The following is a 25,509-nucleotide window of genomic DNA, read 5'->3' as shown; positions in this document are numbered from 1 at the left end:
AGACTGAGGTGCCGTACTGTCACGAGTCAACCGGGGCTGAACGGCAGCCCACCAATCCGACACTAAGGCTGAGCAGATGAGTTCTTTACCGACGAGTCCGCAGCAGGATTCTACCGATGACCTCCTGGAGCGCCTGGACGCGACCGTTGGTGTGTCCGTCGTCCGCGGGAAGTCATTCGCGGACTTAACGACGTTGCGCATCGGCGGTACTCCGCGCGCTGTCGTCGAGGTAACAACCCCCGGCGCCGTCGCCACAGTGGTGAAAGCCGTCGTTGATGCTCAGGTGCCGTGGATCGTTGTCGGCGGTGGATCGAACTTGGTGGTCGCGGAGAGCCCGTCGGTGGAGGAGCTGATTGCCGTTCATTTGATGGTTCGGCGGCCGATTTTGGACGATCCCGACGATGACGAATCGCAGTTGGCGCCCGTCATGATGGACGTTCACGAAGGCACGGTGAGCTGTTTCGGCGGTGTCGAGTGGGATGCCCTCGTGGCCGCGACCGTGACATCGGGTTTGGGCGGATTGGAGTGTCTGTCGGGGATTCCGGGGTCGGTCGGTGCGACGCCGGTGCAGAATGTGGGTGCGTATGGCGTTGAGGTGTCCTCGGTGCTGCAGCGCGTGCTGTTGACTTATTGCGGCGATGATGAGCACGAGCCGGGTGCGCAGGAGTGGATCACTCCCGACGCCCTCGACCTGGCCTATCGTTACTCGAACATCAAGTTCACCCGGCGCGCCGTGGTGACGGCCGTGGAGTTCCAATTGACGCCCGGGGGAGTGTCGGCTCCGCTTCGCTATGGCGAGTTGGCCCGGCGCCTGGGGGTGACCCCGGAAGAATCGGCTCAGGAAGGTGGTGCTCGACGACCAGCCGCCGCAGTGCGTGAGGCGGTCCTCCAGCTGCGTCACGGGAAGGGCATGGTCCTTGATGAGAACGATCATGACACCTGGTCAGCGGGCTCGTTCTTCACTAATCCCATTATCGACGCGGACGCCCTGCCTCTTATCCGTGAGGCAGTCCGTCAGCGGTGTGACGACGACGTCGCGGAGTCGATGCCAGCGTTCCCCGTCGGCGATCGTGTGAAGCTGTCGGCAGCGTGGTTGATCGATAAGTCGGGGCTGACGAAGGGATGGAAGGTTCACGCGCATGCACCGGCGTCATTGTCGACGAAGCACACGCTGGCCTTGACGAACCGCGGCGGGGCGAGCAGCGCGGATATCGTCGAGCTCGCCCACGCTGTGCAGGATCACGTTCGGGGCGTGTTCGGCGTGAGTTTGGAACCTGAGCCAGTGTGGGTGGGGTTTTAAAGCCGCGGCGGGGTGTTAGTCCCGTCCGCTAATTCCGCTTCGAGCGCTCAATGATGTCATCGCGGACATCGCGTCGGCGGATCTTGCCCATCTGATCCCGCGGCAGATCATCAAAGTGGTAGAACGTGCGGGGCACCTTGTACCGGGCCAGAGACTTCCGGCAGTAATCCTTCAGACCCTCCGGATCCAGGGCCGCGCCGGGCTCAAGGCTGATAGCAGCGACAACGGTTTCTGACCCATCCTCGCGCGGGAGGCCGACTACGGTGGAATCCTCCACGTCGGGGTGCTGGTTCAGAACGTCCTCCACCTCTTGCGGGTACACGTTAAACCCACCGGTGATGATGATCTCCTTGGTCCGCGCGACCAACCGAATGAACCCGTCGGGCTCCATAATTCCCACGTCACCGGTGATGTACCAGCCGTCGTGGAAACTCTTCGCGTTGGCCTCGGGGGCATTGATGTAGCCAGAGAAAACCTGTGGGCCTTTGACCAGCAGCTCGCCGGCCTCACCGTCGGGCATGGTGCGGTCCAAATTATCTTTGTCCGCAATCCGAATAATGGTGTCGGGGAAGGGAATGCCGACGTACCCGGGGCGTCGATCGTCGGTCATGGGGTTTCCGGCAATGATCGGAGAGGTCTCCGTCAGCCCGTAGCCCTCGATCAGGTGCCCCTTGGTCAGAGCTTCCCACTTTTCGACGGTGGACACGGGCAGCGACGACGCTCCCGAGAACGAATTGCGCACCCCGTGGATGTCGATACCTTTCTCCGCGGCCTCCTGAGCGGTGCGCCCATACAGGGTGGGCACCCCGGGCAGCCACGTCGGCGTCTGCTTCTTCATGATCGACATGATCAGTTTCATGTCCGGAGTGGGCAGCAAGATGAGCTTGGCGCCACCAATAAACGGGCCGAACAGCATATTCATCGTGATGCCATAGGCGTGGAACATGGGCAGAGCGACAAGGAACGTTTCTTTGCCCGGGCGCAGATCGGGCACCCACGCCTTGCCTTGGACGACATTAGCCACCAGGTTCCGGTGGCGGAGCTCAGCACCCTTCGGCGCCCCAGTCGTCCCGGATGTGTACAGAATCAGCGCGGGGTCGTCGGGATCCGCCTCATAGGGTTCGATGGTGGAGCCGTCCCCACCTAAACCGTCGGACACCAGTGTTTCCCACGGCACAGTTCCGTCGACGGAGGTCGTGAGCTTGTTCCGCATGGTGGCCAGCGGCGGGAGCGGGATGCGGAGGGCGATGCGATAGTGCAAGGGCATGGCCTTCGTCATATCCACCGAGACGATGGTGTCAAGAGCGGTGTGTGGGTCCCTGCGGAGAGTTTCGACCATTCCCACCGACTTGTCCCACACGATGGCGATGCGGGCACCGTGATCCGCGAAGGGGCCTTTCAGCTCTGGGGCGGTGTAGAGCGGGTTGTGCTCGACGGGAACCGCGCCCAACATGATGCAAGCGAAGAAAGCGTGGACATGCTGGGGGCAGTTGGGCATGAGGATTGCGACGCGGTCACCCCGACGCACCCCGAGCGCGTAGAGCCCGGCGGCAGCCCGTCGTACTTCTTGGTCGACATCTTTCCATGATTGTTCGGCACCGAAGAAGGAAACGCCTGGTCGGTTGCCAAATTTAGCCAGGTTGTCGCGGTAAATGGTGGACAGTGTCATGCCCTCATAATCCAGCTGGTGGCCGGTCCAATCGGGGTAGTACTGTAGCCAGGCTTTGTCGTCAGTTGCTCCCATGTCTGTGCTTTCTGTTATCGATATCTCGTGTGAGGACACTCAGGTAAGTTTTCACCCTAACCTTAACCATGCTCACATAAAAGTTTTTATAGATAAAACTATCACGGGTGGGAGAGTTTCGCAGACCAGGCCGGAGCGTCCATGCACCAGGCCGGAGCGTCCACGCGACGCTTGCACGGTGTAGCGATCTTATCCACTCTTAAAAGCATGAGCACTACACCTCGCGGCCGGATCGCCGTGATTTCGATGCACACCTCCCCCATTGAACAGCCGGGGGTTGGTGATGCCGGAGGAATGAACGTCTACATCCGATCCACCTCATTAGAACTCGGCGCACTGGGCTACGAGGTTGACATTTTCACCCGCGCCACACGCTCCAGCCAAGGGAAAATCGTGCAGCTCGCGCCGAATGTGCGGCTCATTAACATCATTGCCGGGCCCTACGAGGGGCTCAGCAAAGAGGAACTGCCCACACAAATGGTCGCTTTTACCAGCGGGATCATCGAATTCGCGCAATGTGAAAAAGTGTCTTACTCGCTCATCCACTCACACTATTGGATGAGCGGACAGGTGGGGTGGCTTCTTCGCGATCTATGGCGAGTCCCACAGGTTCACACCGCGCACACCCTCGCGCTGGTGAAGAACAGTGCGCTGGCCACGGGCGACCGCCCCGAACCAGAATCACGCCGCATCTGTGAACAACAAATCGTGGACAACGCGGATCGGCTCGTCGTCAATACTGAAGCAGGCAAAGACAACCTGGTCTTCCACTACGACGCCGACCCCGAGCACATCGACGTCGTCCTCCCCGGTGCCGATGTCACACAATTCTCACCCGGATCCGACCGCGCAACCGAACGAAGCCGACGCGAACTCGGCGTCCCCCTGCACGCCACGGTCATCGCTTTTGTCGGGCGCATGCAGCGATTGAAAGGGCCACAAGTTCTCCTGCGGGCCGTCGCCAACATGATGAAAAAGCACCCCGACCAGGAACTACGCGTCCTCATGTGCGGCGGACCATCCGGCAACGGGCTCGCACGCCCCACCGAATTCGAAGACCTCGCGCGGGACCTCGGCATCGACCCCATCGTCCGATTCCTCGCACCCCGCCCGCCAGAGGACCTCGCCAGCGTCTACCGCGCCGCCGACATCGTCGCCATCCCCAGTTACAACGAATCGTTCGGGCTCGTCGCCGTCGAAGCCCAAGCATCCGGCACCCCCGTCGTCGCAGCGCGCGCCGGTGGATTACCCATTACTATCGACGACGGCACCAGCGGAATCCTCGTCGACGGGCATGACCCCGCCGATTGGGCCACAGCCTTGCAATCCCTGTGCGATGACGACGACCGCCGAATCGCGATGGGCGAAAACGCCACCGACCACGCCTCCAGGTTCTCGTGGGCCAGCTCAGCGCGCCACTTGAGCGATATCTATGAGGACGCAATCCGGAAAGGCCCCCACGTTCGTTGCGGAAGTGACCGCGCCGGGGCGTCATAGAGGCCACAATGGGGAGTATGACCAAGAACGACCTGATCGCACTCCTCGACGAGGACGATATTGATTACGACGCCCCCGAGGGCAAAGACTTTGTGGCCGTTATCCTGCCGGGTACCAGGCGGCTGAAAACCGTTGCGCTGCTGATCCCTGGCCACAATTACCTTCGCATTGAAGCCTTCGTGTGCCGTGCCGTCGAGGAAAAGCAGGCCGACGTGTACCGGTTCCTGTTGCAGAAGAACAACAAAACATTCGGTGTTGCTTACACGCTCGACGCGAATAACGACATCTACCTGGCCGGATACCTGCCAGCGAATCTGACCCCGCAGAACCTGGACCGGGCCTTGGGGCAGCTCCTGGACCGCGCGGATAACGACTTCAACCGGATGCTTGAGATGGGGTTTGAGGAATCCATCCGCAAAGAATGGGCGTGGCGGTTAAGCCGCGGTGAATCCACCAGAAACCTGGAAGCCTTCGAGGCCCTCCGGCCAGCCGACGAGTAGCTGTTACGTCGCCGACGAGTAGCCGCCGCCCGTGCGCTGGGCATAATCCAGGCACACTAGGCAAGGTGTTGCCATTCGTGGCACGATAGAGGGCATGAGTAACGGAAAACTTATTCTTCTTCGTCATGGCCAGAGCCAGTGGAATTCCACCAACCAGTTCACGGGTTGGGTCGATGTTGATCTCACTGAAAAGGGCGAGGCAGAAGCCAAGCGCGGTGGCGAGCTCATCAAGGAAAAGGGCCTTCACCCCGAGGTGCTCTACACCTCCCTGTTACGACGGGCTATCCGCACCGCTGATATTGCCCTCAATGCTGCCGACCGGCTGTGGATCCCGGTCATCCGCGACTGGCGCCTGAACGAGCGTCACTACGGTGCGCTGCAGGGCCTGAACAAAGCCGATACCAAGGAAAAATACGGTAACGAAAAGTTCATGGCATGGCGTCGTTCCTACGACACCCGCCCGCCAGAGCTCGAGGACGGTGCGGAGTACTCGCAGTCCGACGACCCGCGCTACGCCAACCTGGACTCGGTCCCGAAGACGGAGTGCCTGAAGGACGTCGTCGCTCGCTTCGTCCCGTACTTCAAGGAAGAAATCCTCCCGCGCGCACAGAAGGGGCAGACGGTCCTGATCGCCGCTCACGGTAATTCCCTGCGTGCGCTGGTCAAGCACCTGGACAACATTTCCGACGACGACATCGCCGGCCTGAACATCCCGACCGGTATTCCGCTGGTCTACGAGATCGCCGAGGACGGCTCCGTTGTTAACCCCGGCGGAACCTACTTGGATCCGGAGGCTGCTGCCGCTGGAGCTGCAGCCGTCGCTAACCAGGGCTCGAAGTAAAACCGGGCCTTTCGCCGTGGGGTTGTGAGGCATGGGGGAGCCCGCCCCGCGTGACCGACTACGCTTAATGATGTGTCCGCGACAATCGGCATCATCATCGCAGTCAGTGTGTTCGTCGGGGGAGCCATTGGGTTCACAGTGGCCAAATTGCACCGTGTTCTCTCTGGCGTGCAGTTACTCCACCCACGCCTGAAACCCCGCCCAGGTGGGGAAACGCCCGGCCGCGAACCGACGGCCCGGGTTCAGAAATCAGCTTCGCCATCGCGCCAGGCCAAGGCGAAGGCGCCGAGCAAGCTGGTGACCTACGCCGACGTGCTCAACGTGGCCGTCGATAATTCACCCATCGCGGTGGTCGTCGTCGATAAGCATGAAGACATTGTGCTAGCTAACGATGCCTCCCGAGTTCTGGGCATTGTGGATAAGACGCACATTAACCGGGCGGCGTGGGGAGCAGCGCTGAAGGTTTTCGCGGATGGTGAGCCGCGTGAGATCGTGTTCCGCCCGGAGCGGTCCGCTCGGGAGACCCGCGAGCGCCCCATTTTTTCGGTAAAAGCTGCCGTCCGCCTACTGTCTGACAGTGACAATCGCTTCATCGTGATTTATGCGATTGATGATTCAGAAAATGTGCGCATGGAAACTGCGCGGAGGGATTTCGTTGCGAATGTGTCGCATGAATTGAAATCGCCGGTCGGAGCAGTGTCATTGATGGTGGAAGCGCTGCTTGAAGCGAAAGATGATCCCGATTCTGTCGAATATTTCGGCGGAAAAGTAATGAAAGAAACCCAAAGACTGGGTCAATTGATCACCGAACTAATCTCTTTAACCAAGCTACAAGGCGCGGAACCATTACCTGACTTCGAAGTCCTGAGCATCGACGATATGGTTGACGAAGCAGTTGAACGATGCCGATTTGCCGCAGAAGCGCACGACATCTCACTTTCCACCGACGCTCCCTGCGGAGCCACCGTGCTAGGGGACACGAACTCGCTGGTCACCGCGGTAAGCAACCTAATCATGAACGCCATTAACTACTCGCCGGAAGCAACGCCGGTCACCGTCACCAGGGAAGTGCTCTCTGATCCCGACAAAGGGCGGGACGTCGTGGATGTTCGGGTGACAGACCGCGGAATTGGCATCGCCCCCGAAGACCAAAAGCGAGTTTTCGAGCGGTTCTTTCGCGTCGACAAGGCACGGTCCCGACGAACTGGGGGTACAGGTTTGGGCCTGGCGATCGTGAAGCATGTGGCAGCAAACCACGACGGCGACATTAAGCTATGGAGTAAGCCGGAAACCGGATCAACATTCACTTTGGAGCTCCCGACGCATGACTAGTGTTCTTATTGTCGAAGATCAGGAAACGTTATCCGAGCCGCTTGCATTCCTCCTGCGCAAGGAAGGATTCGATGTCATCATCGCCCCGGACGGGCCCACGGGTCTGCGTGAGTTCAGCCAGCACGAGATCAGCATTGTTCTCCTCGACCTCATGCTCCCGGGGATGTCCGGCACTGAAGTCTGTAAAAAACTGAGGCAAAGCTCCACCGTGCCGATCATTATGGTCACGGCACGGGATACGGAGATGGACAAAATCGTTGGCTTGGAGCTGGGTGCCGACGATTACGTCACGAAACCGTATTCGGCCCGCGAACTGATCGCGAGAATTCGGGCGGTCCTTCGACGTGGCCGCGGGACCTCTGGGCCTGATCAGTTTGACGACGAAATTCTTGAGGTCGGGAACGTCCGGATGGACGTTGAACGCCACTCGGTATGGGTGGACGGCAAAGAGATCAGCATGCCCTTGAAGGAATTTGACCTGCTGGAATACCTGATGCGGAATGAGGGGCGCGTGCTGACCCGTGGCCAGTTGATTGACCGTGTGTGGGGGCTGGACTACGTGGGGGACACGAAAACGCTGGATGTTCACGTGAAGCGGTTGCGGTCCAAGGTGGAGGATGACCCCTCGCACCCGCACCATCTGATCACTGTCCGCGGGCTGGGATACAAATTTGAGTAAGGATGTGGAGTTTTAGCGGGGTGGTGCCGCGCGGTTTTTAGTTGGCCGGGTGTGTGCCGGCGACCGTTGCTGGATGCATCGCAACAATCGGCATTCCCAATGACACCGGGCGACGTGAATTCTGCGTGGCGGCGGTTTGTTGCGTGACGTTGGACTTTCCCTCGGCCTCCATCACGATCCGGGCCCGTTCCTCTAACGCTTCACAATGTTCTGCGATGACCTCGTAAGCGCTCTCGCCGAGCATTTCGGTCAACTCATCTTTATGCGTGCGCCACAGGGATTTTCCGTGGAGAAAAGGCATGGGCGTATGGCAGCCCGGAGCGCCACTGCAGTACCAGTCAAAATCCTCTCCGCCGTCGCCCCACCCGCGGCGTTCATATTCGCCAATCGTCGTGTGCAGGATTTCGTGGCCATCGGGACGGGTTTCCCAGTCCTCCGTGCGGTGCAAAGGTAGCTGCCAGCACACCTCAGGCTTGGCGTATTCCAGCCGTTCGCCAGTGTCCATGGCCCACTGGTGGAGAGCGCATCCCGTGCCCGTCGGCCATCCCGGTCGGTTCGCGAAAATGCAGGCACCATCCACAATCGGCGTTTTGAGCGCTGGCTCTGGTTCGCCGTCGTCATTATCCAGTTCATCCCACACCAGCCAGGGCTCCAACTCCGCCGGATCGCGGGTGCTCAGCCACTCGTCCGTCCCCTCCGGGCGAAGCTGCCAATACTTCGCGGGCATACGGGACACGCAATCCGTGAGGGCGTCGTGATCGTCTTCGTCGGCAAGAAAAGCCCCATGAACACAGCAGCCAGCATTGGGCATCGACGAATCAATCCCCGGGCATGCGTCGGTGCCGAACCGGCAAGAATAGCCGGAAAGCAGCCAGGTGAGATCGACGGTGATGAGGTGATCATCGTCGTCAGGGTTGAGGAAGGAGAGCCATTCGCGGGGGAAGTCTGCGGGGACTTCGACGCCGGCGCGGATGGAACGGTCCGCGAGGGTGCCCTCGGGGTAGCCGGTGCGCACGGGATGGGTGCGCGCTGTGGACTGGGTGGGTTTAGGAGTGGGCATTGCGCACTCAGCATAGATGCTGACCGGGCGATCACTTAAAACGCGGAAAATCTAGCGACGGTTGAACCCAAACGTAATACGGGGTTATACGACTGAAGATAAACTCTTCCTTGAAACGAAAAACGGCCTCGAGCTGCTGCTCGAGACCAGAATTTCTTTTTAATATGCAGGTGATTCCTGCTCATCCAGGAGCACCTATTTCTTACTGACTCGTGGGCCAAAGGTTCCGGCAGGGCCATAGTGGTAATCAACCTTGAAACTGCCGTAATCATTCCCGGTGGCGCTGATTTTTTCACGACAGGAAAGGGTGTCCTGCGCGGTGCTGATAATGCAGACGACGGTGTATTCCTGTCCCGTCGTCGGGCTTTTTTGTGTGAAGTCAGCGCGCATTATGGGAGTCACAGTCGGGTCAGGAGTCCACTTGGAGTAGGTCTGTTGCATCGCGGAGGTGAATATTGCTCCTGCAAAACCGCAGGATGTTTTCGCCTCTGCCTTAATCTCATCCCCGTCGTAGGTTGTGCCGCAATATCCGCCGATTTGATTGGGATTGGGGATGTAATTGCTCGTCCCATTCAATGTGGATGGTGCGTCCTCTTGCCGACGACGGTCACTCTCGGTGGCGTCGCCATCGGTATGGCGATCGGCCTCTGCCTGGGAGTCGAGAGAAGGCCGAATGTTCGTGTGGTTGCTTGATGCGGCGCGGGGACTCGACGATGAGGTTCCCGACGGGGAAACTGCTGATCGTGAGCTTTGGAACGTTTCGTCACTGCCCTGGTCGCACCCGGACAGGCAAAGGCCGACCACAGGCATAACACTGAGGAGGGAAACGTATTTTCTACTTCTCGTCATGTCACCCATCGGCTTAAGCTCACCCTTCACCATAGATATTTCTGACATTATGCAGATTACCTTGCGGTCGGTTCTTATATTTCGTTCTTTTGTTTCGTGTCACTTCGCGGATCTGTCGCGGTGTTTCGACGGACGTATGATGGGTAAAACGTTTACCGGCCAATGAGTTTTTGGCCCAGCGAAGGAGCCATCATGACTAAGAAATCACTTCAGCGTCGACTGTCCCGCGCAAAGAAGCTATACGCAGGGCATGCGCCTAAAAAAGAGCCAGTTTCCCAGAAGGTTACGCGGCTCGCTCTCGGTGGATTTATGACGATGGCGGGTGTGTCGCACCTCGCGTGGAACCGTAAAACGTTCCAGGACCAGGTCCCGTCCTGGGCTCCGTTCTCTGAGGACTCGGTCGTCGTCGGCTCTGGTTTGGCAGAAATTGGCCTTGGCCTGAGCCTGTTAGCTTTGCCCAAGGAGCGCCGCAAAGTGGGGGTTGCATTGGCTGCTTTCTACATTGCTATTTTCCCGGGCAATGTGGGGCAGTACGCCGAAAAGAACGGCGGTTTTAACTTGGATACCGACGGCAAACGTCTCCTGCGTCTCTTCGGACAGCCGGGATTGATCGCTGCTGCACTGTGGGCTGGCGGCCTGCCTGAGAAGGACTAAGTAACCGAGCGGGCTGCGTCACTCCGCCGCCACCCACGTTGGTTCGTTTATCGCACTGATACAGTTGTGTTCCGTGCGACTCGGTGTACTAGACGTAGGAAGCAACACCGTTCATCTCGTGGTGGTTGATGCCCGTCAGGGTGGTCAACCGTCGGCGATGAGCGACTGGAAAACCACCATGCGGCTCATGGAGCACATTAATAAGCATGGCGAGTTGAACTCGAAAGGCCGCCACAAGCTCGTCAAAGGGGTCAAAGAGGCCTCCGACCTGGCCGAAACGTTCGGTTGCGATGACATGATCCCCTTCGCCACGTCCGCGGTGCGCTCCGCCACCAACTCCGACGACGTCCTGGCGGAAGTGAAGGACCAGACCGGCGTCGAACTAAAAATTCTCTCCGGCGAGGATGAAGCTCGCCTGACATTTCTTGCTGTCCGACGGTGGTACGGATGGTCGGCCGGGCGCATCATTGACCTCGACATCGGGGGCGGATCCCTCGAGATCAGCGCCGGGCCAGATGAAGACCCGGAGGATGCGTTCTCCGTCCAGTTGGGCGCGAACCGGTTGACCCACGACTGGCTGGACCAAGATCCACCGTCGAAGAAGAAGATTAAAGCGCTGCGCGATTACATCGACGCGGAATTGGCCACCCCAGCAGCGACGATTAGGAACCACGGGGTTCCCGATCTTGCCGTGGGAACGTCGAAAACCTTTAGGACATTGGCCCGACTGACGGGCGCCGCTCCCAGTTCGGCTGGCCCCAGGGTGAAGCGGACGTTGACTCGCGCGGGTGTTCGGCAGCTGATTGCGTTTATTTCTCGGATGACGGCGGAGGACCGCGCGGAGCTCGAGGGAGTCAGTGCGGATCGCGCGCCGCAGATCGTGGCCGGTGCGCTGGTGGCTGAGGGGGCCATGCGCGCGCTGGATCTGGAAGAGATCAGCATCTGCCCGTGGGCTCTGCGTGAAGGTGTCATTATGCGGTACACCGATTCGCCCGACTTTGTGGCTGATTATCAGTAGGCGGGCTTATGGCCCCGTGGCGTCGGCAACCGTTTGATTGTCGGCCGGATTTGGCTTATACACCTAAGAGTGAAACTAGTTTGTGGCCCGAAAATGTGGCCACATGTTCATTGTTGGCCTGCGCTTGGGTAGGGTTGAGGGCGTTAATGTCCGGCCCGTGAACAATGGGCCATTCTCCATTGATGGTCGAGAGGACGGTATGGCTGGCGACCAAATAACTGTGGCAGAACTTCTTGCTCGCCGCGCCGCGAGCCGGAAGGGTGCCGGCGTGGCTGGGGAACCGGCTGACGATGCCGATGTTGCCCCTCGACGGCACCGGAACATTGAACAGGGGGGCGTGTCTGTCGCAGAACTGACGGGATCAATTCCGAAAGTTACCGACGAACACCTCGAAAACGGCGGGTACGAAGAGCCGACGGACGTCGATGTTGATAACGCCGATGAGGTAGAGGCTGAAACCTCGGCGTCGGTGGATAGTGAGTCGGCGGATAACGACTCAGTCGATAGTGAGTCCGTGGATAGCGACTCGTCGTGGTCCGACGAAACCTGGGCCCGAGCTGCACAGAACGATGCACATGACGAGCAGGGTGCCGACGATGCCGAGTTGGTTGATCAGGGTGCCGGCGACGATGCGCGCGTCATTGATGACGAAGCTGACGTTGACAGTGACGTTGATGCAGCCGACGTCGGAGCTGAGGATGCCGCAGACACCGTTTGGAATGAAGATACGTGGGCTGTGAGTGCGGATGATGCTGACGATTCGGCCGCTAGCAGCGACATTGCTGAGGACGATCTGGCTGCGGATCGGGTTGTGTACCAGGGCGGATCTGACCGCGTAGCAGCGGACCGCGCCTCCGAGATCGACGATGATCAGTCGCGTGGCTCCGTTTCGGCGGCGACCTCGCGTACATCAACTCCGTCGACGGAAGAGACTCGCAATCTGCAACAGATTACCGACGAGGACCTCGCAGCCGCCGACGATAATGCCGGCGAACAGGGATTATTGCGTGGCAATTACCCCTCTGACGGCGACTCTGAGATCGACGATGAGGCCGCGTATCGGCACGATGAGCAGGAAGGAATCCTGCTGAAGGAGGAGTACGAGGATTCGGAGCACTTGTCGGAGTACCCCGATGAGTACGATGAGTTCTCCGACCGGGACGAAGCCGCGGCCAAGGCTGAATCCCGCGGCAAGAGCGCATCCTCGGACAAAGGCGAGTCCTCGGACAAAATGAACATTGGCTTGATGATCGTCCAGATCATCGTCGCCTTGGCTGCTGGCGTGGCCGTGTTCAAAGGGTTCACCATTCTGTGGAACAGGTTCTCGGTGCCGCTGACGGCATTGCTGGCCATCGTCATGACTCTTGTGTTCGTCGGGGTGGTTCACGCTCTTCTGCGTGAAAAAGACAAGCTCATCATGCTTCTTGCCGCGGTAGTTGGGCTCGCGCTGACCTTCGGGCCGTACCTCGTCGTCATGTAGCGAACCCGCGTCGTCGGTGTCGGTGGACGTGCATGGTTCACTCTGGCACCCTGGGTGCATGACTAAAATCGCTGTAATTGGTGGAGGAAAGATCGGCGAGGCCCTGATTGGGGGCCTACTGTCTGGCGATTACGATCCGACGGATATTGTCGTAGCTAATCGACGCCCAGAGCGCAGCGACGAACTCAAAGAGCGCTATGGAGTTACCGCCGTTGACGACGATGCCACTGCGGTAGAAAACGCGGACATTGCTTTCCTATGCGTGAAGCCCTACGACACGCTCGGCGTCGTGGAAAGCATCGCAGATGTCGTTGACCACAACGATACGGACACAATCCTGGTGTCCATGGCCGCAGGAATCACCTTGTCCTCGCTGGAGGGGATCGCCTCCGCGGGGACGGCTATTGTGCGCGTGATGCCCAACACTCCCATGCTCGTGGGCAAGGGCGTCAACGTGATCGCGCGGGGCCGCTTCGTCTCTGACGAGCAGCTGGAAACAGTCTCTGACCTGCTCGGACTGCTGGGCTACACCGCGGAAGTTAAAGAATCGCAAATGGATGCGGCGACCGCTGTGTCCGGATCGGGCCCGGCCTATTTCTTCCTTGTTCTGGAAGCCATGACGGATGCTGGCGTCAACTTGGGGCTGCCCCGTGAACTAGCTAAGGAGCTGGCTTCGCAAACAGCACTGGGCGCGTCGACGATGGCTACGCAGGAAGGGGCCGACCCTGTACAGCTTCGCGCGAATGTTTCGTCGCCAGGTGGGACGACGAGTGCAGCCACCCGTGCCCTCGACGAGAACGGCTTGCGTACCGCCTTTTATCGGGCGATGGAAGCATGCGCGAAGAAGTCCGAGGAGCTAGGGAAGCCGGCGTCGAAATCGGATAATTCGGGCGACAACTAAGGAGTCTCCGGAAGCCACGACAAATAAGACGACAACTGCACGGTGAGAGTTAGGGGCGTGAAGCAATCCAGAAGTAATCCAATTGGGTTGCTTTGTTTCACACTCGTCCCATGATGCTCATGGGTTCTCATCGGTTCCATAGGTGTTCTTAACTGCACAATTAACACGTTGTGTCCCCCTATAATCGCTATGACACATCATTCACGCTAAGCTGGTCTAAGCACGTGCGTGTCACCCTGCGGGAGGGGAAGCCTGCAGCGCGGCGTGCCGAAAGGTAGAAAACTGAGTATGAGCCATGCAGAAAACGGATCGTTTCTGACGGTCGCTGAAGTTGCAGACATTATGCGAGTCTCCAAGATGACCGTGTACCGCCTGGTCCACGCCGGTGAGCTTCCGGCTGTTCGCGTAGGGCGTTCCTTCCGGGTACACGAGTCTGCGGTGGATGAGTACCTTAAAGAGTCGCACTACAAAGCGATCTAGTCGCACGCGATCTACTCGTTGGTTGCGAGGGGTGAGGCTAGAAAAGTCTCACCCCCACCAGCGAATATGTCTCTGACGGACACTGCGTGGCAGATACGCCCTACGTTTCACTTTTGGTTTTAGCACGTCGTGGCCGGTAGAGTGGTGGCCATTCGTGTCTGCCTCGTGCGTAGGCGAGAAACTGTTCACTATCGATAAAGGATTCCTCATGGGTTCTGTCATTAAGAAGCGCCGCAAGCGTATGTCCAAGAAGAAGCACCGCAAGCTTCTGCGCCGCACCCGCGTTCAGCGTAGGAAGCTCGGTAAGTAAACCGGGCTCCGTGAGGAGCTCTCGCCAAAGCCGACCTGTCGGATGAGGTGGAACCGTGACTGCACGGATCTTCGCCTCCGAGGCCGGCTTTTGTCGTATTTGAGGACGTGTATATGCATCAGGTTGAACTGATGATCAGGCAATCATGTGGATCGTGCCGACGTGTTGCGGAGCAGATTCGCCCGATCTGTCAACGCTGGGGTGCCGAGTTTGTGGTCACGGACGTTGACTCCGACACCAGCTTGGCGATGGAATTCGGGGATCGTGTTCCCGTCGTCCTTGTCGACGACGACGAAATCGCCTGTTGGGAGATTGACGACGAGGACCTCATCGCCGCTCTCGAAGCGTGAGAGGTGCCGTCGGGTGTGAACACTGTGTCCCACAGATGGCCACCGTCGGCAATGAGTAGTGCCGTCTGACCCCGAGCGGTTTTATGAAACTTTTGCCTGTCCTTACCGGGGTTGCCCGAATTGTTGTGGAATACCTCCAAAATCTGAGTGTTTACCCCCTCATGTGTGGCCCACACGCCGTAAATAACCGCTTTCTTTGTCATGGAAGGGGCAAAGCGGATACGGTGTTTAATCGAATATGTGGGATCAGCTGTGTTACCCCTGTTACTACAGCTGCTAGTGGAGACTCCCGGGGTGCCCTGGTTGGCCTGTCGAACGGGCCGAGGGGGGGCGCTCAGCTAGCTCAGAGAGTTCCGTAAGGATGACGACCCTTCCGGTGGCTTCTGTGCTGGTGGACAGTCCGGCACCCGCACAGAGAAGAGCGGGGATCCCCTGCGAGGAGGTTCTTTCGTGAGCATTGTGCTCGTAGGCATGTCGTATCGATGTGCACCTGTTTCCTTGTTGGAGCGGGCTACGGTAAGTGCGGAGGACCGCCCTAAGGTGGCGGCGGACCTTCTAACCGAGCCGTTTATTTCTGAGGCATTGATCGTTTCCACGTGCAACCGCACAGAGTTCTACGTGGTGTGTGAGGGTTTCCACCCGACGGTGGAGCACATCGTCGATACCATTTCGCGGTATTCGGGCGCGTCGGTGTCGGAACTGTTCCCGCACTTATATGTGCGGTACGCTGAGTCCGCCGTGGAACACATGCTCCGCGTTGCTGCCGGCCTGGACTCCATGGTTGTGGGGGAGCAGCAGATTATTGGCCAGATTCGCGACGCCTACGCGAGCGCCACGGAAGATGGCACTATCGGGCACGGGTTGCATGAATTGGCACATCGTGCGCTGCGCACAGGCAAGCGCGTTCATGCCGAAACAGATATTGACGACGAAGGGCCGTCGATGGTGTCCTTCGCCGTTCGCCAGGCCTTGGACGCGATGGGGGTTGACAACCTCGACGACCGTCACGCGCTCGTGGTGGGGGCCGGTGCGATGGCCTCGTTGGCGTCGACGCATCTTGGCCGCCTCGGCGCGTCGATGACCATTGCTAACCGCACACTGGGTCGCGCGCAAAATGTGGCGTCCCACGCCCGCGAGGTAGGCGTATCCGCGGATGCGACCGATCTGTCCGACCTTGTGACAGAGATGTCCCGTGCGGATATCGTCGTCACCGCTACTGGAGCCTTGGACCCGTTGGTTGATACTCCGATGGTTGACCAGGCACTCGCGGTTCGCGCGGAACAGCGCCACGGCGATTCGTCTGAAACCTCCGCTGACCTCGTCATTTGCGACTTGTCTCTGCCTCGCGACGTCGTGTGCGCTCCTCGCCCCGGCGTGACCGTGCTGAATATTGACACGATGCAGAAAGAGCGCCGCGCTGCCCTCGAGAACGAGAGCGACGTCGTCAAGCACAACCAGGGGTTGCCAGAAAGTGCCCAGCCCAGCGTCGTTTCTGATGATGCAGCTGCACTGGCACGGTCCATCGTCGCTGAGGAACTGCGGTCGTATGTCGAGCGCATTCGTAGCCAAGATGTGGTTCCGACGGTCAAGGCGTTGCGCCGGCGTGGTGCGGACATTTTGCGCAGTGAGCTGGACCGGATCGATTCCCGCACCCCGGACCTGAGCGAGAAGGAACGCAAAGAAGTCCACAGCGCCATGAAGCGTGTGGTGGACAAGCTCATGCACACGCCGACAGTTCAGCTCAAGAAACTGGCTGGCCACACCGATATGACCTATTCGGATGCGATCCGGGACCTCTTCGGCCTGGACGATGTGGAGTACCCGTCGGCGGCCGAAGGACGGCCAGAGCCCTCTGTGCCACAACCAGATTCGTCATTGACCAACTACGCTGTTCCTATGGCCTTGCCTGATCCCGCTGACCCTCGCAGTATGGGCGCGATCATGGGGCTGCGACATGATGGATCGGATGTGAAGAAAGGGCATTCATGATTCGTATTGGCACCAGGGGTTCCGCGCTTGCATTAACCCAAGCTGGGCACGTCCGGGACGCGCTGATTTCCGCCGGATTAGAAGCTGAACTATTCACAGTTCATACACCGGGGGACGCGTCACAGGGTGCTGGTACTCCTGTTGCACGGATCGGTGTTGGAGTGTTCACGCAAACACTTCGCACGGCACTTGCCGCGGGTGAGTGCTCGTTGGCTGTGCATTCTTTTAAAGACTTGCCGACGGCACCTGACCCGCGTTTTCGTTTGGCCGTTCCGCCCAGGGTCGACGCCCGTGACGTGGTGTTCTCCCGCGACCGGATTCCGCTGGCGGACTTGCCGGCAGGGTCGATGATTGGAACCGGTGCCCCGCGGCGCATGGGGCAGGTCCGGGCGCTGAGGCCGGACTGTACCGTCGTGCCTATCCGCGGCAACGTCGATACGCGCATCGGGCGGTTAGAGAAGGACCTGGACGCGGTGATTTTGGCGCGTGCCGGTGTAGAACGCCTCGGTCGCCTGGCGGAGGCGACGGAAACGTTGGATGTGGACACGGTGCTGCCCGCTCCAGCACAGGGGGCGCTGGCGGTGGAAGCCGTTGCCGAGGGGCACGAGAATTGTTCCGAGGAAGCCTTGTATGCGATTCATGTGCTTGATCACGAGATGTCGCACCGTCGGGCTATCGCGGAGCGTGCAGTTTTGGCCTCATTGAACGCGGGGTGTACCGCCCCCGTGGGTGCCTACGCGACGGAGGATTCGTTCCGCGCGGGTGTATTCGCGGTGGACGGCTCTGAGCGTGTGACGTGGAGTTCCGAAGGCGAACCAACCGAGGACATTGGCCACCAAGCAGCGGAGTATCTACGTGCGCATAATGCGATGGATTTGATGTGAGTGCACCGGTGTGGGGCCCTCCGTCGGCCGGGTACTAGCCCCTGTCTGTGATGTCGGAGGGTGTCGTCGTTTTGGATTGAGCACGTAGTAGGATTTATTCTCTTTTAGTCAAAATTAGCCGCGGTTCGACCCCGCTTTAAAGGATCTCCATGACCAACTCGACTCCAGGGCGCATCCTGTTCGTCGGTGCCGGCCCCGGTAACCCTGACCTCTTAACGGTGCGCGCACGAGAAGTTCTGACATCTATTGCGGACGCATGGGTGGATGACGGCGTCGGTGAATCTATTTGCCGCCTCGTGGGGCACGATGTCCCCGTCCCGCGTGAGAAAATAGAGGAAGCCGAGCAAGAGTTTGCTCGGATGGTGGAGGAAGCGAAAGCAAAAGGGTCTCGCCGACGGCCAACGCCCCCTCCTCCCCCGACGGCGGCGAATATTCGCAGCCCCGAGGGTGACCCGCAGGCGACGGCCGATGCCATGTTGGCTCAGGCTGCCACGGGGACCGACGTTATTCGCCTGGTCGCGGGCAACCCTTTGGGTAACACCTCGGTGTTGGCGGAAATTAGTGCTGTTGCTGCTCATGATGCCGATTTCCAGGTCGTGCCGGGAATGTCGGTTCCCTCGACGGTTCCGTCCTTCGCTGGTATCGCCGTTGGTTCGAGTTTTACCGAAACGGATGTGACGGGTAGCGACGACACCGCGACGTGGGATCGGCTGGCCCAGGCACCCCAGCCGCTCGTTCTCCAGGCGGAGGCCCAGGACCTCCCTGTCATTGAGTCCCGGCTGGTGGACCGTGGTCTGCCCGAAAGTACGCCGGCCACCGTCACGGTGAATGGCACTACTCGTTTGCAGAAAACCTACGACGTCACCTTGGGCACGTTGACATCGTGCGAGGGCGATCTGCCAGGTCATTTGGTGGTCACCATTGGCGTCGAGGTCGGTGCGCGCAACAAATATTCGTGGTGGGAAAACCGGGCTCTGTACGGCTGGTCGGTGCTGGTGCCCCGAGCGAAGTCGCAGGCAGGGCCGATGAGCACCCGCTTGGCTCAACACGGTGCGATCCCGTTGGAAGTGCCGACGATCTCTGTGGAGCCCCCGCGCAGCCCAGCGCAAATGGAACGCGCCATCAAAGGCTTGGTTGACGGGCGCTACCAGTGGATCGTCTTCACCTCCGTGAACGCGGTGAAAGCCGTGTGGGAGAAACTGACCGCGATCGGCCTGGACGCCCGCGCTTTCGCCGGCGTGAGCATCGCGACCGTCGGAAAGAAAACGGCCAAGGCTGTGACGGACCTGGGCATTAATCCTGAGCTCATGCCCCCGGCCAATGCGCGTTCCGCGTCGGGACTCGTGGATGTTTTCCCGCCCTATGATGCCGATATTGACCCCGTGAACAGGGTTTTCCTTCCCCGCGCGGATATCGCCACCGACGTTCTGGTCGACGGCCTCATTGATTTAGGCTGGGACGTGGACGATGTTGTGGCCTACCGCACCGTTCGTGCGGCCCCACCCAGCGCCGATATCCGCCACATGATTAAGTCAGGCGGGTTCGACGCAGTGTGCTTCACGTCGTCGTCGACAGTGAAGAACCTTGTTGGCATTGCCGGGAAACCCCACCAGCGCACGATTATTGCCTGCATAGGCCCGATGGCCGCAGCGACCGCGAAAGAATGTGGTTTGCGTGTTGACGTCGTGCCGGAAGAAGCCGGGGTTCCCGAACTCGTGGACGCGCTCGCGGAACATGTGGCAGGTTTGCGTGCGGCGGGGCAATTGCCGCCTCCTAGGAAAGTGCGGAAGAAGAAAAAGTCCTCGTAAGTAGCGTGTCGGGACCACGTAGTACCCTGGGGCGCATGTCACAAACTAACGAATCCTCTCAGAGCACGAACCGCCCATCCCGCGATAGCTTAGGTCTCCAACGTCGCCCCCGCCGTTTGCGGACGTCGGCGACGATGCGGGATTTCGTTGCAGAGACTCGTTTAGATCCGGCCAACCTGATCCAGGTGTTATTTGTCCGCCACGGCATCGACCAGCCGGAAGAAATCCCCTCCATGCCGGGGCAGTATCAGCACACCGTGTCCTCTCTTATCGACGCCGTTCGCGAGGCCCGCGACGCCGGCGTGCGGTGCGTTGACCTGTTCGGCATCCCCCTCGAGGAGGAGAAAGACGCCCAAGGGTCCGAGGCCTGGAACCCCAATGGCATCCTCAACCGCGGGATTGCCGCGGTGCGTAAGGAATTCGGTGACAGCATCCTGGTCATGGCCGATACCTGCCTGGACGAATTCACCGATCACGGCCACTGCGGTGTGCTGACGGAAGACAAGCACGGGACCGTCGTCGTTAATAATGACAAGACCGTGCCGCTCTATGTGAAAATGGCGGTATCGCAGGCCAAGGCGGGGGCGCACATTGTCAGCCCGTCCGGAATGATGGACGGGCAGGTCGCGGAAATCCGACGTGGCCTCGACGACGCTGGTTATGAGGATGTGTCGATCATGGCGTACTCGGCGAAGTATGCGTCGGCGTTCTTCGGGCCGTTCCGCGATGCCGTGGGATGCTCGTTGCAGGGCGATCGGAAGGCCTACCAGCAGGATCCCGCGAACCGGCGTGAATCGTTGCTTGAGGTGCAGCTGGATATCGACGAAGGTGCGGACATGGTGATGGTCAAGCCGGCCATGGCGTACTTGGATGTGGTTCGCGAGGTTGCGGACTTTTCGCCCGTTCCCGTAGCTGCGTACCAGGTCAGCGGTGAGTACTCCATGATTGAGGCTGCCGCGCAGAAGGGGTGGATTGATAGGCGACGCATCGTGCTGGAATCGTTGACCTCTATCCGACGGGCCGGCGCGGACATGATCTTCACGTACTATGCCACTGAAGTAGCCCACTGGTTGAAGGACAACTAAGTCACGCGGTTTGCGTGCACACCGTCACCCCATGCTCCGCTGCGGTAGTTTGCCGCCCCATATTGGAGGAATTTATGGCTTCACCTGAGCACACACATCTGTCCCCGACGCTGCGGATGGCAACCACCCCTGGCGCGTCGCCCGCGCCGGGATCCGGGCCTGCACCTGGTTCGGGTCCGACGCCGGGTTCGGGCTCGACGCCGGGGCAGCCGAACCCCGCTCCGCCGTCGACACCCGGCCAGTCGGGGTCGTCGGGCTTAGGTGAACCGGCCCCGGGAGAACCAGGTGTCAGTGGCGATCCACTCCCTGGAGGTGCCCCGGCCCCGGGAGGAGCACAAAACCCAGGAGACTCCAACCGTGGGTACGGCCCCGATAACGCGGCCGGCGGATACACCCCGGATGACGCGAACCGTGGGTACGGGATGCCACCGCAGGCCGTGACCGGGTCGCCGTCGTCGAACAATAATGTCGACAAGAAAAAGCAGCCCGAGCCGCCTCAAGATGTGAAGGATGCGCGGACAGCGTGGATGTGGACCGCACTCCTGCAGGCGATTCTCGGTGTGCTGACCGGGATCGAGGTCATTGCGAACCCGTCGATACTGGATACCGCCATCAAACAGGCTAAAGATATGTATGGCATGTCCACGGAAGATGTCAGCAATTCGGCCATCGCCTCGGTCAGTGGGGTGATGATTGCCGTGTTCTACATTGTGGCCAGCTTGGTCGCGGTTCTCCTGATCAAGCAATTCGTGAAGGGGAAGAAGTGGACGCGGTTCCTCTTGGTCCTGGGGTCCGCCTACCTAATTGTGAACGGCGTGAGCGGCGCCTTCGCGGTGCCGGACGTCGGGTCCAATATGTTCGTATGGGCAACAGGATCGCTAGGCATTGTGTCGGCTGTGTTGTCGGCGGTGGGGATTTGGTTTTCTACCCGGCCGCCAGCGTCCGATTATTTGCGCGGAACGTCCCCCAAGGACGACTCCGGTAGCTCGGGCGACGGGAACTAGGGCGGCAGGAGCGCCCGGAAGTAACGACAGGAACGCCCGGAAGTAAGGCCCGAAAATAGTACAGAGACGGTGTCGGCACGTAAGGTACAAGTATGCCGATGTCCAGCACCGATAGTGAGCCCACCTCCCCCTCAGGAGGTCAACCACGCCCACCTATGGTCACAACGGCCCGGTGGGTGTTTGTTATCGCTGCGGTGCTGATGGTTCTGGCCGGCCTGATTTTAGCTAGCGCCCACTACACCGGCCATGAGGACTCTGACTTCATTCACGCGTGGGAACGGAATATGCGGATAGTCGGCATTGCCAATGTTCTTCTGGGGTGCGCCATCGGTTTCGCCGTCGCCCCCATGTCGGCAGGTAACCGACGTGCCCGGGTCGTTCTGATCGCATTGACGGCCGGCGGAATTGCTCTTAATATCATGGCTTTCGTTATCCACGTCGGCGGGTTTGTCCTTGCCCTCATTGCTGTTCTTCTGGCCATCGCTGTGATGTGTATGGTCCAGCCGTCCGCACGATCGTATTTCGGAGTTCGCTCGCTATGGCAGTAAAAAAATCGGCTGTCGACGACCACACGCCAGATAGCTCACCCAAGAAGCCTGCATCGGGCGAGCCACCGACAGATTTCCCACGGCACCGTCGCCCCTATGGTTCCTACTCGGGGAAGTACTCGCCCCGTAATAATCGACGTGCCGCGGATGGTTCGCTCCTTCCCGCCGACCCGGAGTCCCTGGAGAAGTCTGAAACCGCTATCAAGGCGGCCGTCGATGCTGCCCGCGATCTGGGCGTTGAGCGTCGCCACACCGGTCTGCTGAATGATGAGGACGAAGAAAAGTCATACCACTCGTTCACCCTGGAGTTGGACGGGCTTGAGGACGCTGTCCACGCGGGCGATATCGAAAAGATGCTGTCCGATGTCGAGGGCGTGACCGCACGCATTGTTTATGGGAAACCGTCGACGGCGTGGGTCTCGGCACCGAGCTCGATGTCGGTGGATCACATCATTTCGGTCCTCCAGGCCAGCGGCGTGAGTGCCGTCAAGAAGCTGGGGTCCGTGTACCGGCAGGTCATCGAATCCGAGGCTGAGCAGGAGAGGAAAGAGCGGAAACGACGCCGGCATCGTCGGCACAACGAGTCGTTTCTGTCCCGGCACCCTTTCCGTGTGAAGAAGCCCGACAACATGGAGGCGTTGTTCACAGCGCGCGCTTTGATCACGAAGCTGCGGCTCATCGTGGCGGTGGCGTTGTCTGTTCCCGTGGTGGCGATCGCCCTGTTCCCGCGGCTGCAGTTCCCGTACTGGCAGTGGGTGTCGGCTGGCTTGGCCCTGCCCGTCGTGTCCTACTGTGCGTGGCCCTTCCATCGGGCAGCTGTCGGCGGTCTCCGTCGCAAAATGGCCGCGCTCGACTCCGCAACCTCGCTGGCCGTCGCCGTGGCCTACGTGTGGTCCGTGGCCACCGTCGTTTTTATGCGGCCACAGGGTGACTGGACGTCGCCACCCAAATGGCTGGTCTTTCAGCACCAACCGCAAGTCTTTTTCGACGTCGCCTGCGGAGCGACCACCCTGGTTCTCCTGGGGCGGCTCCTGTCACGACGCAACCGCCTGCACAGCATGGAGCTACTGTCCACGCATAACGTGGACTCGGGGATGATGGTCACCGTCATTCGTCGAACTGCCGACGGGCCACGGAAACAGTCCGTCAGCGCCGCGGAACTCCACCCTGGCGAGGACATTCTCGTCGCGCCGGGGGACATCATTCCCGTCGATGGAGTTGTCGTCGGTGGGTCGTCGTTAATTAGTCCGGGGCCGGTGTCTGGGCACAGTAACCGGACCGTCGTCAAGGTGAATTCCCATATTTACGCTGGTGGGCGCAATATGGGGGATACTTTGAAGATCCGTGTTGATCGGTCCGGGCACACGACGCGTCTGGCGGCCATGCACCGCTGGGTTGAGGAATGTGACTACGCCGAGCACATGGCGACGCGCACGGCGACCCGGTCGGCGTCGCTCCTTGTGCCGTGGGCGATCGTGCTGGCCGTGATGTGCTTCCTGAACTGGTTCCTCATCATGAAGGACGCGGCCGGTGCGCTGGCGGCAAGTTTGGCGGTGCTCACCGGTGTGGGGCCGGTGTCCCTGGCTATCTCGACGACGCTGGCCTCGCGGTTGGGGCTGGCGCGCGCGATCAGCCGCGGCATCTTGTTCCGTGACGAGCAAGTGATGTGGGATCTGGGCGAGTGCGACATGCTGCTCTTCAACCGCGTGGGCACGCTGACCACCGGAAACATGAAAGTGGAGAGCGTGACCGCGGCGGAAGGGGAGAACGCCGACCTGATCCTCCGCGTGGCGGGTGCTCTGGCCATGGAGAGTGAGCATGGTGTGTCGCGTGCGCTGGTGAAAGCCGCCCGTGAATCGCGTGACCTGGGAGCCGGCGGTAGCAGCGTCCCCCACTGGATCGAGGTGACGGGCGAGCAGATCACCGACAACGGGTCATTTATTGGCACCGTGGATATTCCGATCCGCGGCGAGATGAGTTCCGTGAAAGCTGCGCTATGGAGGCCCCGCGATCTGTCCGAGTTGAAAGATGATCGCCTGGCGATGGCGGCGATCTCCGGCGGGACCCCCTTGGTGGTCTCTTGGAAGAACAAGAACCGCGGCGTGATCACCGTGATCGATGCGACCAAGGACGACGCGGCCGAGGCCATTGAGCAGCTGGAAGATATGGGCATCGAGACGGGAATGCTCTCCCGCGATACGTACCCGGTGGCCAAGAAGTCCGCGGACAGTTTGGGCATGAGCCTGGTTCTGGCCGGGATCGCGCCATCGCGTAAAGGGGCGGCCGTGCGGTCCATGCACCGCGAGGGTTACAGCGTCGCCCTCGTTGGTGACCGCGACTTGATGAAGTACCTGGCAGTGGCCGACGTCGGAATCCTCGTTGGTGCTGCCGATTGCCTGGACACGGTTGATGCGTCGGTCGTTATTCTTCGCGACGAAGTACGCGCTGTGCCTGATGCCGTGAACTTGGCGACGAAAGTCCGGCGCGTGGGCAAGGGCAACATGAACTTCTCGCGGGCGTATAACACGTTCGCGCTGGTGGGCGGCGCGTTGTCGATCATTAACCCCTTGGTGTCGACGCTGTTGATGCTGCTGGGCTCGACCGTGATTGAGATGCGGACGTTGACGTTGCGGCGGGCGTAGAGCGGGGTTGGCGCGTGGGGCGTCGGCAGTGAGTAACGGCGTGTTGGCCGTGGTTAACGGCACTTATGGGTTCATGTCCTAGGTGCCGTTTACACTGAGCGTCATGACAATTACGGCTGCGGTTGACGGATCAGCGATTGGAAATCCAGGTCCTTCGGGGTGGGCTTGGTACATTGACGATGCCCATTGGGCTGCTGGGGGATGGTCACGGGGGACGAATAACAAGGGCGAGCTTGAGGCCGTCCGTCAATTGTTGCGCGTTACCGAACAGGTGTGCGATAGTAATGGTCGTCTGGAGGACTTGGAGGTTTTCTGCGACTCCCAATACGTCATTAACTCGGTAACAAAGTGGGTCCATGGGTGGAAGAAAAAAGGCTGGAAGAAGTCGAACGGGAAACCCGTTCTGAACGTGGAGCAGATCAAGGAGATCGACGAACTGCTCACGCGTCGTCGGAAGAGCGGTGCTGCGGTGACATTCCGGTGGGTCAAGGGGCACGCCGGCCATGAGCTCAACGAGGCTGCTGATAGTCGCGCGAATGCGGCAGCAATGGCGT

Annotated in this window: 23 protein-coding genes and 1 pseudogene; 21 read left to right on the top strand and 3 right to left on the bottom strand. The window is 60.0% G+C overall.

Annotated elements, in window-relative coordinates; all coding sequences use genetic code 11:
- Positions 1-76 precede the first annotated feature (76 nt).
- Positions 77-1,300 (top strand): UDP-N-acetylmuramate dehydrogenase, encoded by a 1,224-nt coding sequence (locus CKROP_RS09505; RefSeq protein WP_012732530.1) that lies wholly within the window; start codon positions 77-79, stop codon positions 1,298-1,300.
- Between the two features lie 28 nt (positions 1,301-1,328).
- Here the strand turns inward: CKROP_RS09505 and CKROP_RS09500 are convergent, their stop codons facing one another.
- On the bottom strand, positions 1,329-3,083 hold the full coding sequence (locus CKROP_RS09500) for a long-chain-fatty-acid--CoA ligase (RefSeq protein ID WP_012732529.1): 1,755 nt from the start codon (positions 3,081-3,083) through the stop codon (positions 1,329-1,331).
- A gap of 168 nt (positions 3,084-3,251) precedes the next feature.
- On the opposite strand from CKROP_RS09500, the gene mshA reads away from it, so the two are divergent.
- The 5 genes from mshA to CKROP_RS09475 all read left to right on the top strand — a co-directional run bounded on the left by mshA (position 3,252) and on the right by CKROP_RS09475 (position 7,893).
- A complete protein-coding gene (gene mshA / locus CKROP_RS09495; protein WP_041629631.1) occupies positions 3,252-4,541 on the top strand; it encodes a D-inositol-3-phosphate glycosyltransferase in 1,290 nt (429 codons plus the stop codon).
- Between the two features lie 17 nt (positions 4,542-4,558).
- Positions 4,559-5,041 carry a type III secretion system chaperone family protein gene (locus CKROP_RS09490; RefSeq protein ID WP_148209684.1) on the top strand — a complete coding sequence of 161 codons (483 nt, stop codon included), beginning with the start codon at positions 4,559-4,561 and terminating at the stop codon, positions 5,039-5,041.
- Between the two features lie 94 nt (positions 5,042-5,135).
- Positions 5,136-5,882, top strand: a complete 747-nt coding sequence (locus tag CKROP_RS09485) for a phosphoglyceromutase (RefSeq protein ID WP_012732526.1) — start codon at positions 5,136-5,138, stop codon at positions 5,880-5,882.
- A 72-nt stretch (positions 5,883-5,954) separates the two neighbouring features.
- On the top strand, positions 5,955-7,214 hold the full coding sequence (locus tag CKROP_RS09480) for a sensor histidine kinase (RefSeq protein ID WP_237698418.1): 1,260 nt from the start codon (positions 5,955-5,957) through the stop codon (positions 7,212-7,214).
- Complete coding sequence (locus CKROP_RS09475; RefSeq protein WP_012732524.1) at positions 7,207-7,893, top strand: winged helix-turn-helix domain-containing protein; 687 nt, start codon at positions 7,207-7,209, stop codon at positions 7,891-7,893. Before CKROP_RS09480 ends, CKROP_RS09475 begins: the two co-directional genes overlap by 8 nt.
- Positions 7,894-7,930: 37 nt before the next feature.
- On the opposite strand, the gene CKROP_RS09470 is transcribed toward CKROP_RS09475, so the two are convergent.
- Entirely contained in the window at positions 7,931-8,953 is a 1,023-nt protein-coding gene (locus tag CKROP_RS09470) for a DUF3109 family protein (protein ID WP_012732523.1), read from the bottom strand.
- A 195-nt stretch (positions 8,954-9,148) separates the two neighbouring features.
- Positions 9,149-9,850, bottom strand: a complete 702-nt coding sequence (locus CKROP_RS10910) for a hypothetical protein (RefSeq protein WP_148209683.1) — start codon at positions 9,848-9,850, stop codon at positions 9,149-9,151.
- Positions 9,851-9,994: 144 nt separating this feature from the next.
- Here CKROP_RS10910 and CKROP_RS09460 point away from each other — a divergent pair, with 144 nt between their 5' ends.
- The 15 genes and pseudogenes from CKROP_RS09460 to CKROP_RS11775 all read left to right on the top strand — a co-directional run.
- Complete coding sequence (locus CKROP_RS09460) at positions 9,995-10,456, top strand: DoxX family protein (protein ID WP_012732521.1); 462 nt, start codon at positions 9,995-9,997, stop codon at positions 10,454-10,456.
- Positions 10,457-10,529: 73 nt separating this feature from the next.
- A complete protein-coding gene (locus tag CKROP_RS09455) occupies positions 10,530-11,474 on the top strand; it encodes a Ppx/GppA family phosphatase (RefSeq protein WP_041628928.1) in 945 nt (314 codons plus the stop codon).
- A 103-nt stretch (positions 11,475-11,577) separates the two neighbouring features.
- A complete protein-coding gene (locus CKROP_RS09450) occupies positions 11,578-12,954 on the top strand; it encodes an Rv0497 family membrane protein (protein ID WP_041628927.1) in 1,377 nt (458 codons plus the stop codon).
- A gap of 58 nt (positions 12,955-13,012) precedes the next feature.
- On the top strand, positions 13,013-13,855 hold the full coding sequence (gene proC, locus CKROP_RS09445) for a pyrroline-5-carboxylate reductase (protein WP_041628926.1): 843 nt from the start codon (positions 13,013-13,015) through the stop codon (positions 13,853-13,855).
- Between the two features lie 288 nt (positions 13,856-14,143).
- Entirely contained in the window at positions 14,144-14,335 is a 192-nt protein-coding gene (locus tag CKROP_RS09440) for a helix-turn-helix domain-containing protein (protein WP_012732517.1), read from the top strand.
- Between the two features lie 208 nt (positions 14,336-14,543).
- Positions 14,544-14,645, top strand: coding sequence for a 30S ribosomal protein bS22 (locus CKROP_RS11215; RefSeq protein WP_003402602.1), 102 nt, complete (start codon positions 14,544-14,546; stop codon positions 14,643-14,645).
- A gap of 113 nt (positions 14,646-14,758) precedes the next feature.
- Positions 14,759-14,995: a glutaredoxin family protein gene (locus tag CKROP_RS09435; protein WP_041628925.1), complete on the top strand. Its 237-nt coding sequence runs from the start codon at positions 14,759-14,761 to the stop codon at positions 14,993-14,995.
- A gap of 450 nt (positions 14,996-15,445) precedes the next feature.
- Positions 15,446-16,984 carry a glutamyl-tRNA reductase gene (locus CKROP_RS09430; protein ID WP_012732514.1) on the top strand — a complete coding sequence of 513 codons (1,539 nt, stop codon included), beginning with the start codon at positions 15,446-15,448 and terminating at the stop codon, positions 16,982-16,984.
- Positions 16,981-17,868, top strand: coding sequence for a hydroxymethylbilane synthase (hemC, locus tag CKROP_RS09425; RefSeq protein WP_012732513.1), 888 nt, complete (start codon positions 16,981-16,983; stop codon positions 17,866-17,868). Before CKROP_RS09430 ends, hemC begins: the two co-directional genes overlap by 4 nt.
- A 149-nt stretch (positions 17,869-18,017) precedes the next feature.
- Positions 18,018-19,676 (top strand): bifunctional uroporphyrinogen-III C-methyltransferase/uroporphyrinogen-III synthase, encoded by a 1,659-nt coding sequence (locus CKROP_RS09420; protein ID WP_012732512.1) that lies wholly within the window; start codon positions 18,018-18,020, stop codon positions 19,674-19,676.
- 35 nt (positions 19,677-19,711) lie between these two features.
- Positions 19,712-20,761 carry a porphobilinogen synthase gene (hemB, locus tag CKROP_RS09415; protein ID WP_012732511.1) on the top strand — a complete coding sequence of 350 codons (1,050 nt, stop codon included), beginning with the start codon at positions 19,712-19,714 and terminating at the stop codon, positions 20,759-20,761.
- Positions 20,762-20,835: 74 nt separating this feature from the next.
- Positions 20,836-21,765, top strand: coding sequence for an ABC transporter permease (locus CKROP_RS09410; protein ID WP_012732510.1), 930 nt, complete (start codon positions 20,836-20,838; stop codon positions 21,763-21,765).
- A 92-nt stretch (positions 21,766-21,857) separates the two neighbouring features.
- Positions 21,858-22,313, top strand: a complete 456-nt coding sequence (locus CKROP_RS09400; protein WP_012732509.1) for a hypothetical protein — start codon at positions 21,858-21,860, stop codon at positions 22,311-22,313.
- A complete protein-coding gene (locus tag CKROP_RS09395; protein WP_012732508.1) occupies positions 22,304-24,955 on the top strand; it encodes a heavy metal translocating P-type ATPase in 2,652 nt (883 codons plus the stop codon). Before CKROP_RS09400 ends, CKROP_RS09395 begins: the two co-directional genes overlap by 10 nt.
- Positions 24,956-25,058: 103 nt before the next feature.
- Positions 25,059-25,490, top strand: a pseudogene (locus CKROP_RS11775) (ribonuclease H family protein); the annotation flags it as partial.
- Between the last annotated feature and the right edge of the window lie 19 nt (positions 25,491-25,509).

Origin of the sequence: Corynebacterium kroppenstedtii DSM 44385 (genome assembly GCF_000023145.1) — a bacterium.
Lineage (GTDB): Bacteria > Actinomycetota > Actinomycetes > Mycobacteriales > Mycobacteriaceae > Corynebacterium > Corynebacterium kroppenstedtii.
Note: the sequence above shows the minus strand (reverse complement) of the source record. Positions and strands in the feature narration are given on the sequence as shown.

What these genes read in the sequence shown, in the direction of transcription:
- CKROP_RS09505 (WP_012732530.1), top strand. Translation starts at nt 77, where the DNA reads ATGAGTTCTTTACCGACGAGTCCGCAGCAGGATTCTACCGATGACCTC.
- CKROP_RS11215 (WP_003402602.1), top strand. Translation starts at nt 14,544, where the DNA reads ATGGGTTCTGTCATTAAGAAGCGCCGCAAGCGTATGTCCAAGAAGAAG.
- hemC (WP_012732513.1), top strand. Translation starts at nt 16,981, where the DNA reads ATGATTCGTATTGGCACCAGGGGTTCCGCGCTTGCATTAACCCAAGCT.
- CKROP_RS09460 (WP_012732521.1), top strand. Translation starts at nt 9,995, where the DNA reads ATGACTAAGAAATCACTTCAGCGTCGACTGTCCCGCGCAAAGAAGCTA.
- CKROP_RS09490 (WP_148209684.1), top strand. Translation starts at nt 4,559, where the DNA reads ATGACCAAGAACGACCTGATCGCACTCCTCGACGAGGACGATATTGAT.
- hemB (WP_012732511.1), top strand. Translation starts at nt 19,712, where the DNA reads ATGTCACAAACTAACGAATCCTCTCAGAGCACGAACCGCCCATCCCGC.
- CKROP_RS09395 (WP_012732508.1), top strand. Translation starts at nt 22,304, where the DNA reads ATGGCAGTAAAAAAATCGGCTGTCGACGACCACACGCCAGATAGCTCA.
- CKROP_RS09470 (WP_012732523.1), bottom strand. Translation starts at nt 8,953, where the DNA reads ATGCCCACTCCTAAACCCACCCAGTCCACAGCGCGCACCCATCCCGTG.
- CKROP_RS09400 (WP_012732509.1), top strand. Translation starts at nt 21,858, where the DNA reads ATGCCGATGTCCAGCACCGATAGTGAGCCCACCTCCCCCTCAGGAGGT.
- CKROP_RS09475 (WP_012732524.1), top strand. Translation starts at nt 7,207, where the DNA reads ATGACTAGTGTTCTTATTGTCGAAGATCAGGAAACGTTATCCGAGCCG.
- CKROP_RS09440 (WP_012732517.1), top strand. Translation starts at nt 14,144, where the DNA reads ATGAGCCATGCAGAAAACGGATCGTTTCTGACGGTCGCTGAAGTTGCA.
- CKROP_RS09485 (WP_012732526.1), top strand. Translation starts at nt 5,136, where the DNA reads ATGAGTAACGGAAAACTTATTCTTCTTCGTCATGGCCAGAGCCAGTGG.
- CKROP_RS09435 (WP_041628925.1), top strand. Translation starts at nt 14,759, where the DNA reads ATGCATCAGGTTGAACTGATGATCAGGCAATCATGTGGATCGTGCCGA.
- mshA (WP_041629631.1), top strand. Translation starts at nt 3,252, where the DNA reads ATGAGCACTACACCTCGCGGCCGGATCGCCGTGATTTCGATGCACACC.
- CKROP_RS09450 (WP_041628927.1), top strand. Translation starts at nt 11,578, where the DNA reads ATGTTCATTGTTGGCCTGCGCTTGGGTAGGGTTGAGGGCGTTAATGTC.
- CKROP_RS10910 (WP_148209683.1), bottom strand. Translation starts at nt 9,850, where the DNA reads ATGTCAGAAATATCTATGGTGAAGGGTGAGCTTAAGCCGATGGGTGAC.
- proC (WP_041628926.1), top strand. Translation starts at nt 13,013, where the DNA reads ATGACTAAAATCGCTGTAATTGGTGGAGGAAAGATCGGCGAGGCCCTG.
- CKROP_RS09410 (WP_012732510.1), top strand. Translation starts at nt 20,836, where the DNA reads ATGGCTTCACCTGAGCACACACATCTGTCCCCGACGCTGCGGATGGCA.
- CKROP_RS09420 (WP_012732512.1), top strand. Translation starts at nt 18,018, where the DNA reads ATGACCAACTCGACTCCAGGGCGCATCCTGTTCGTCGGTGCCGGCCCC.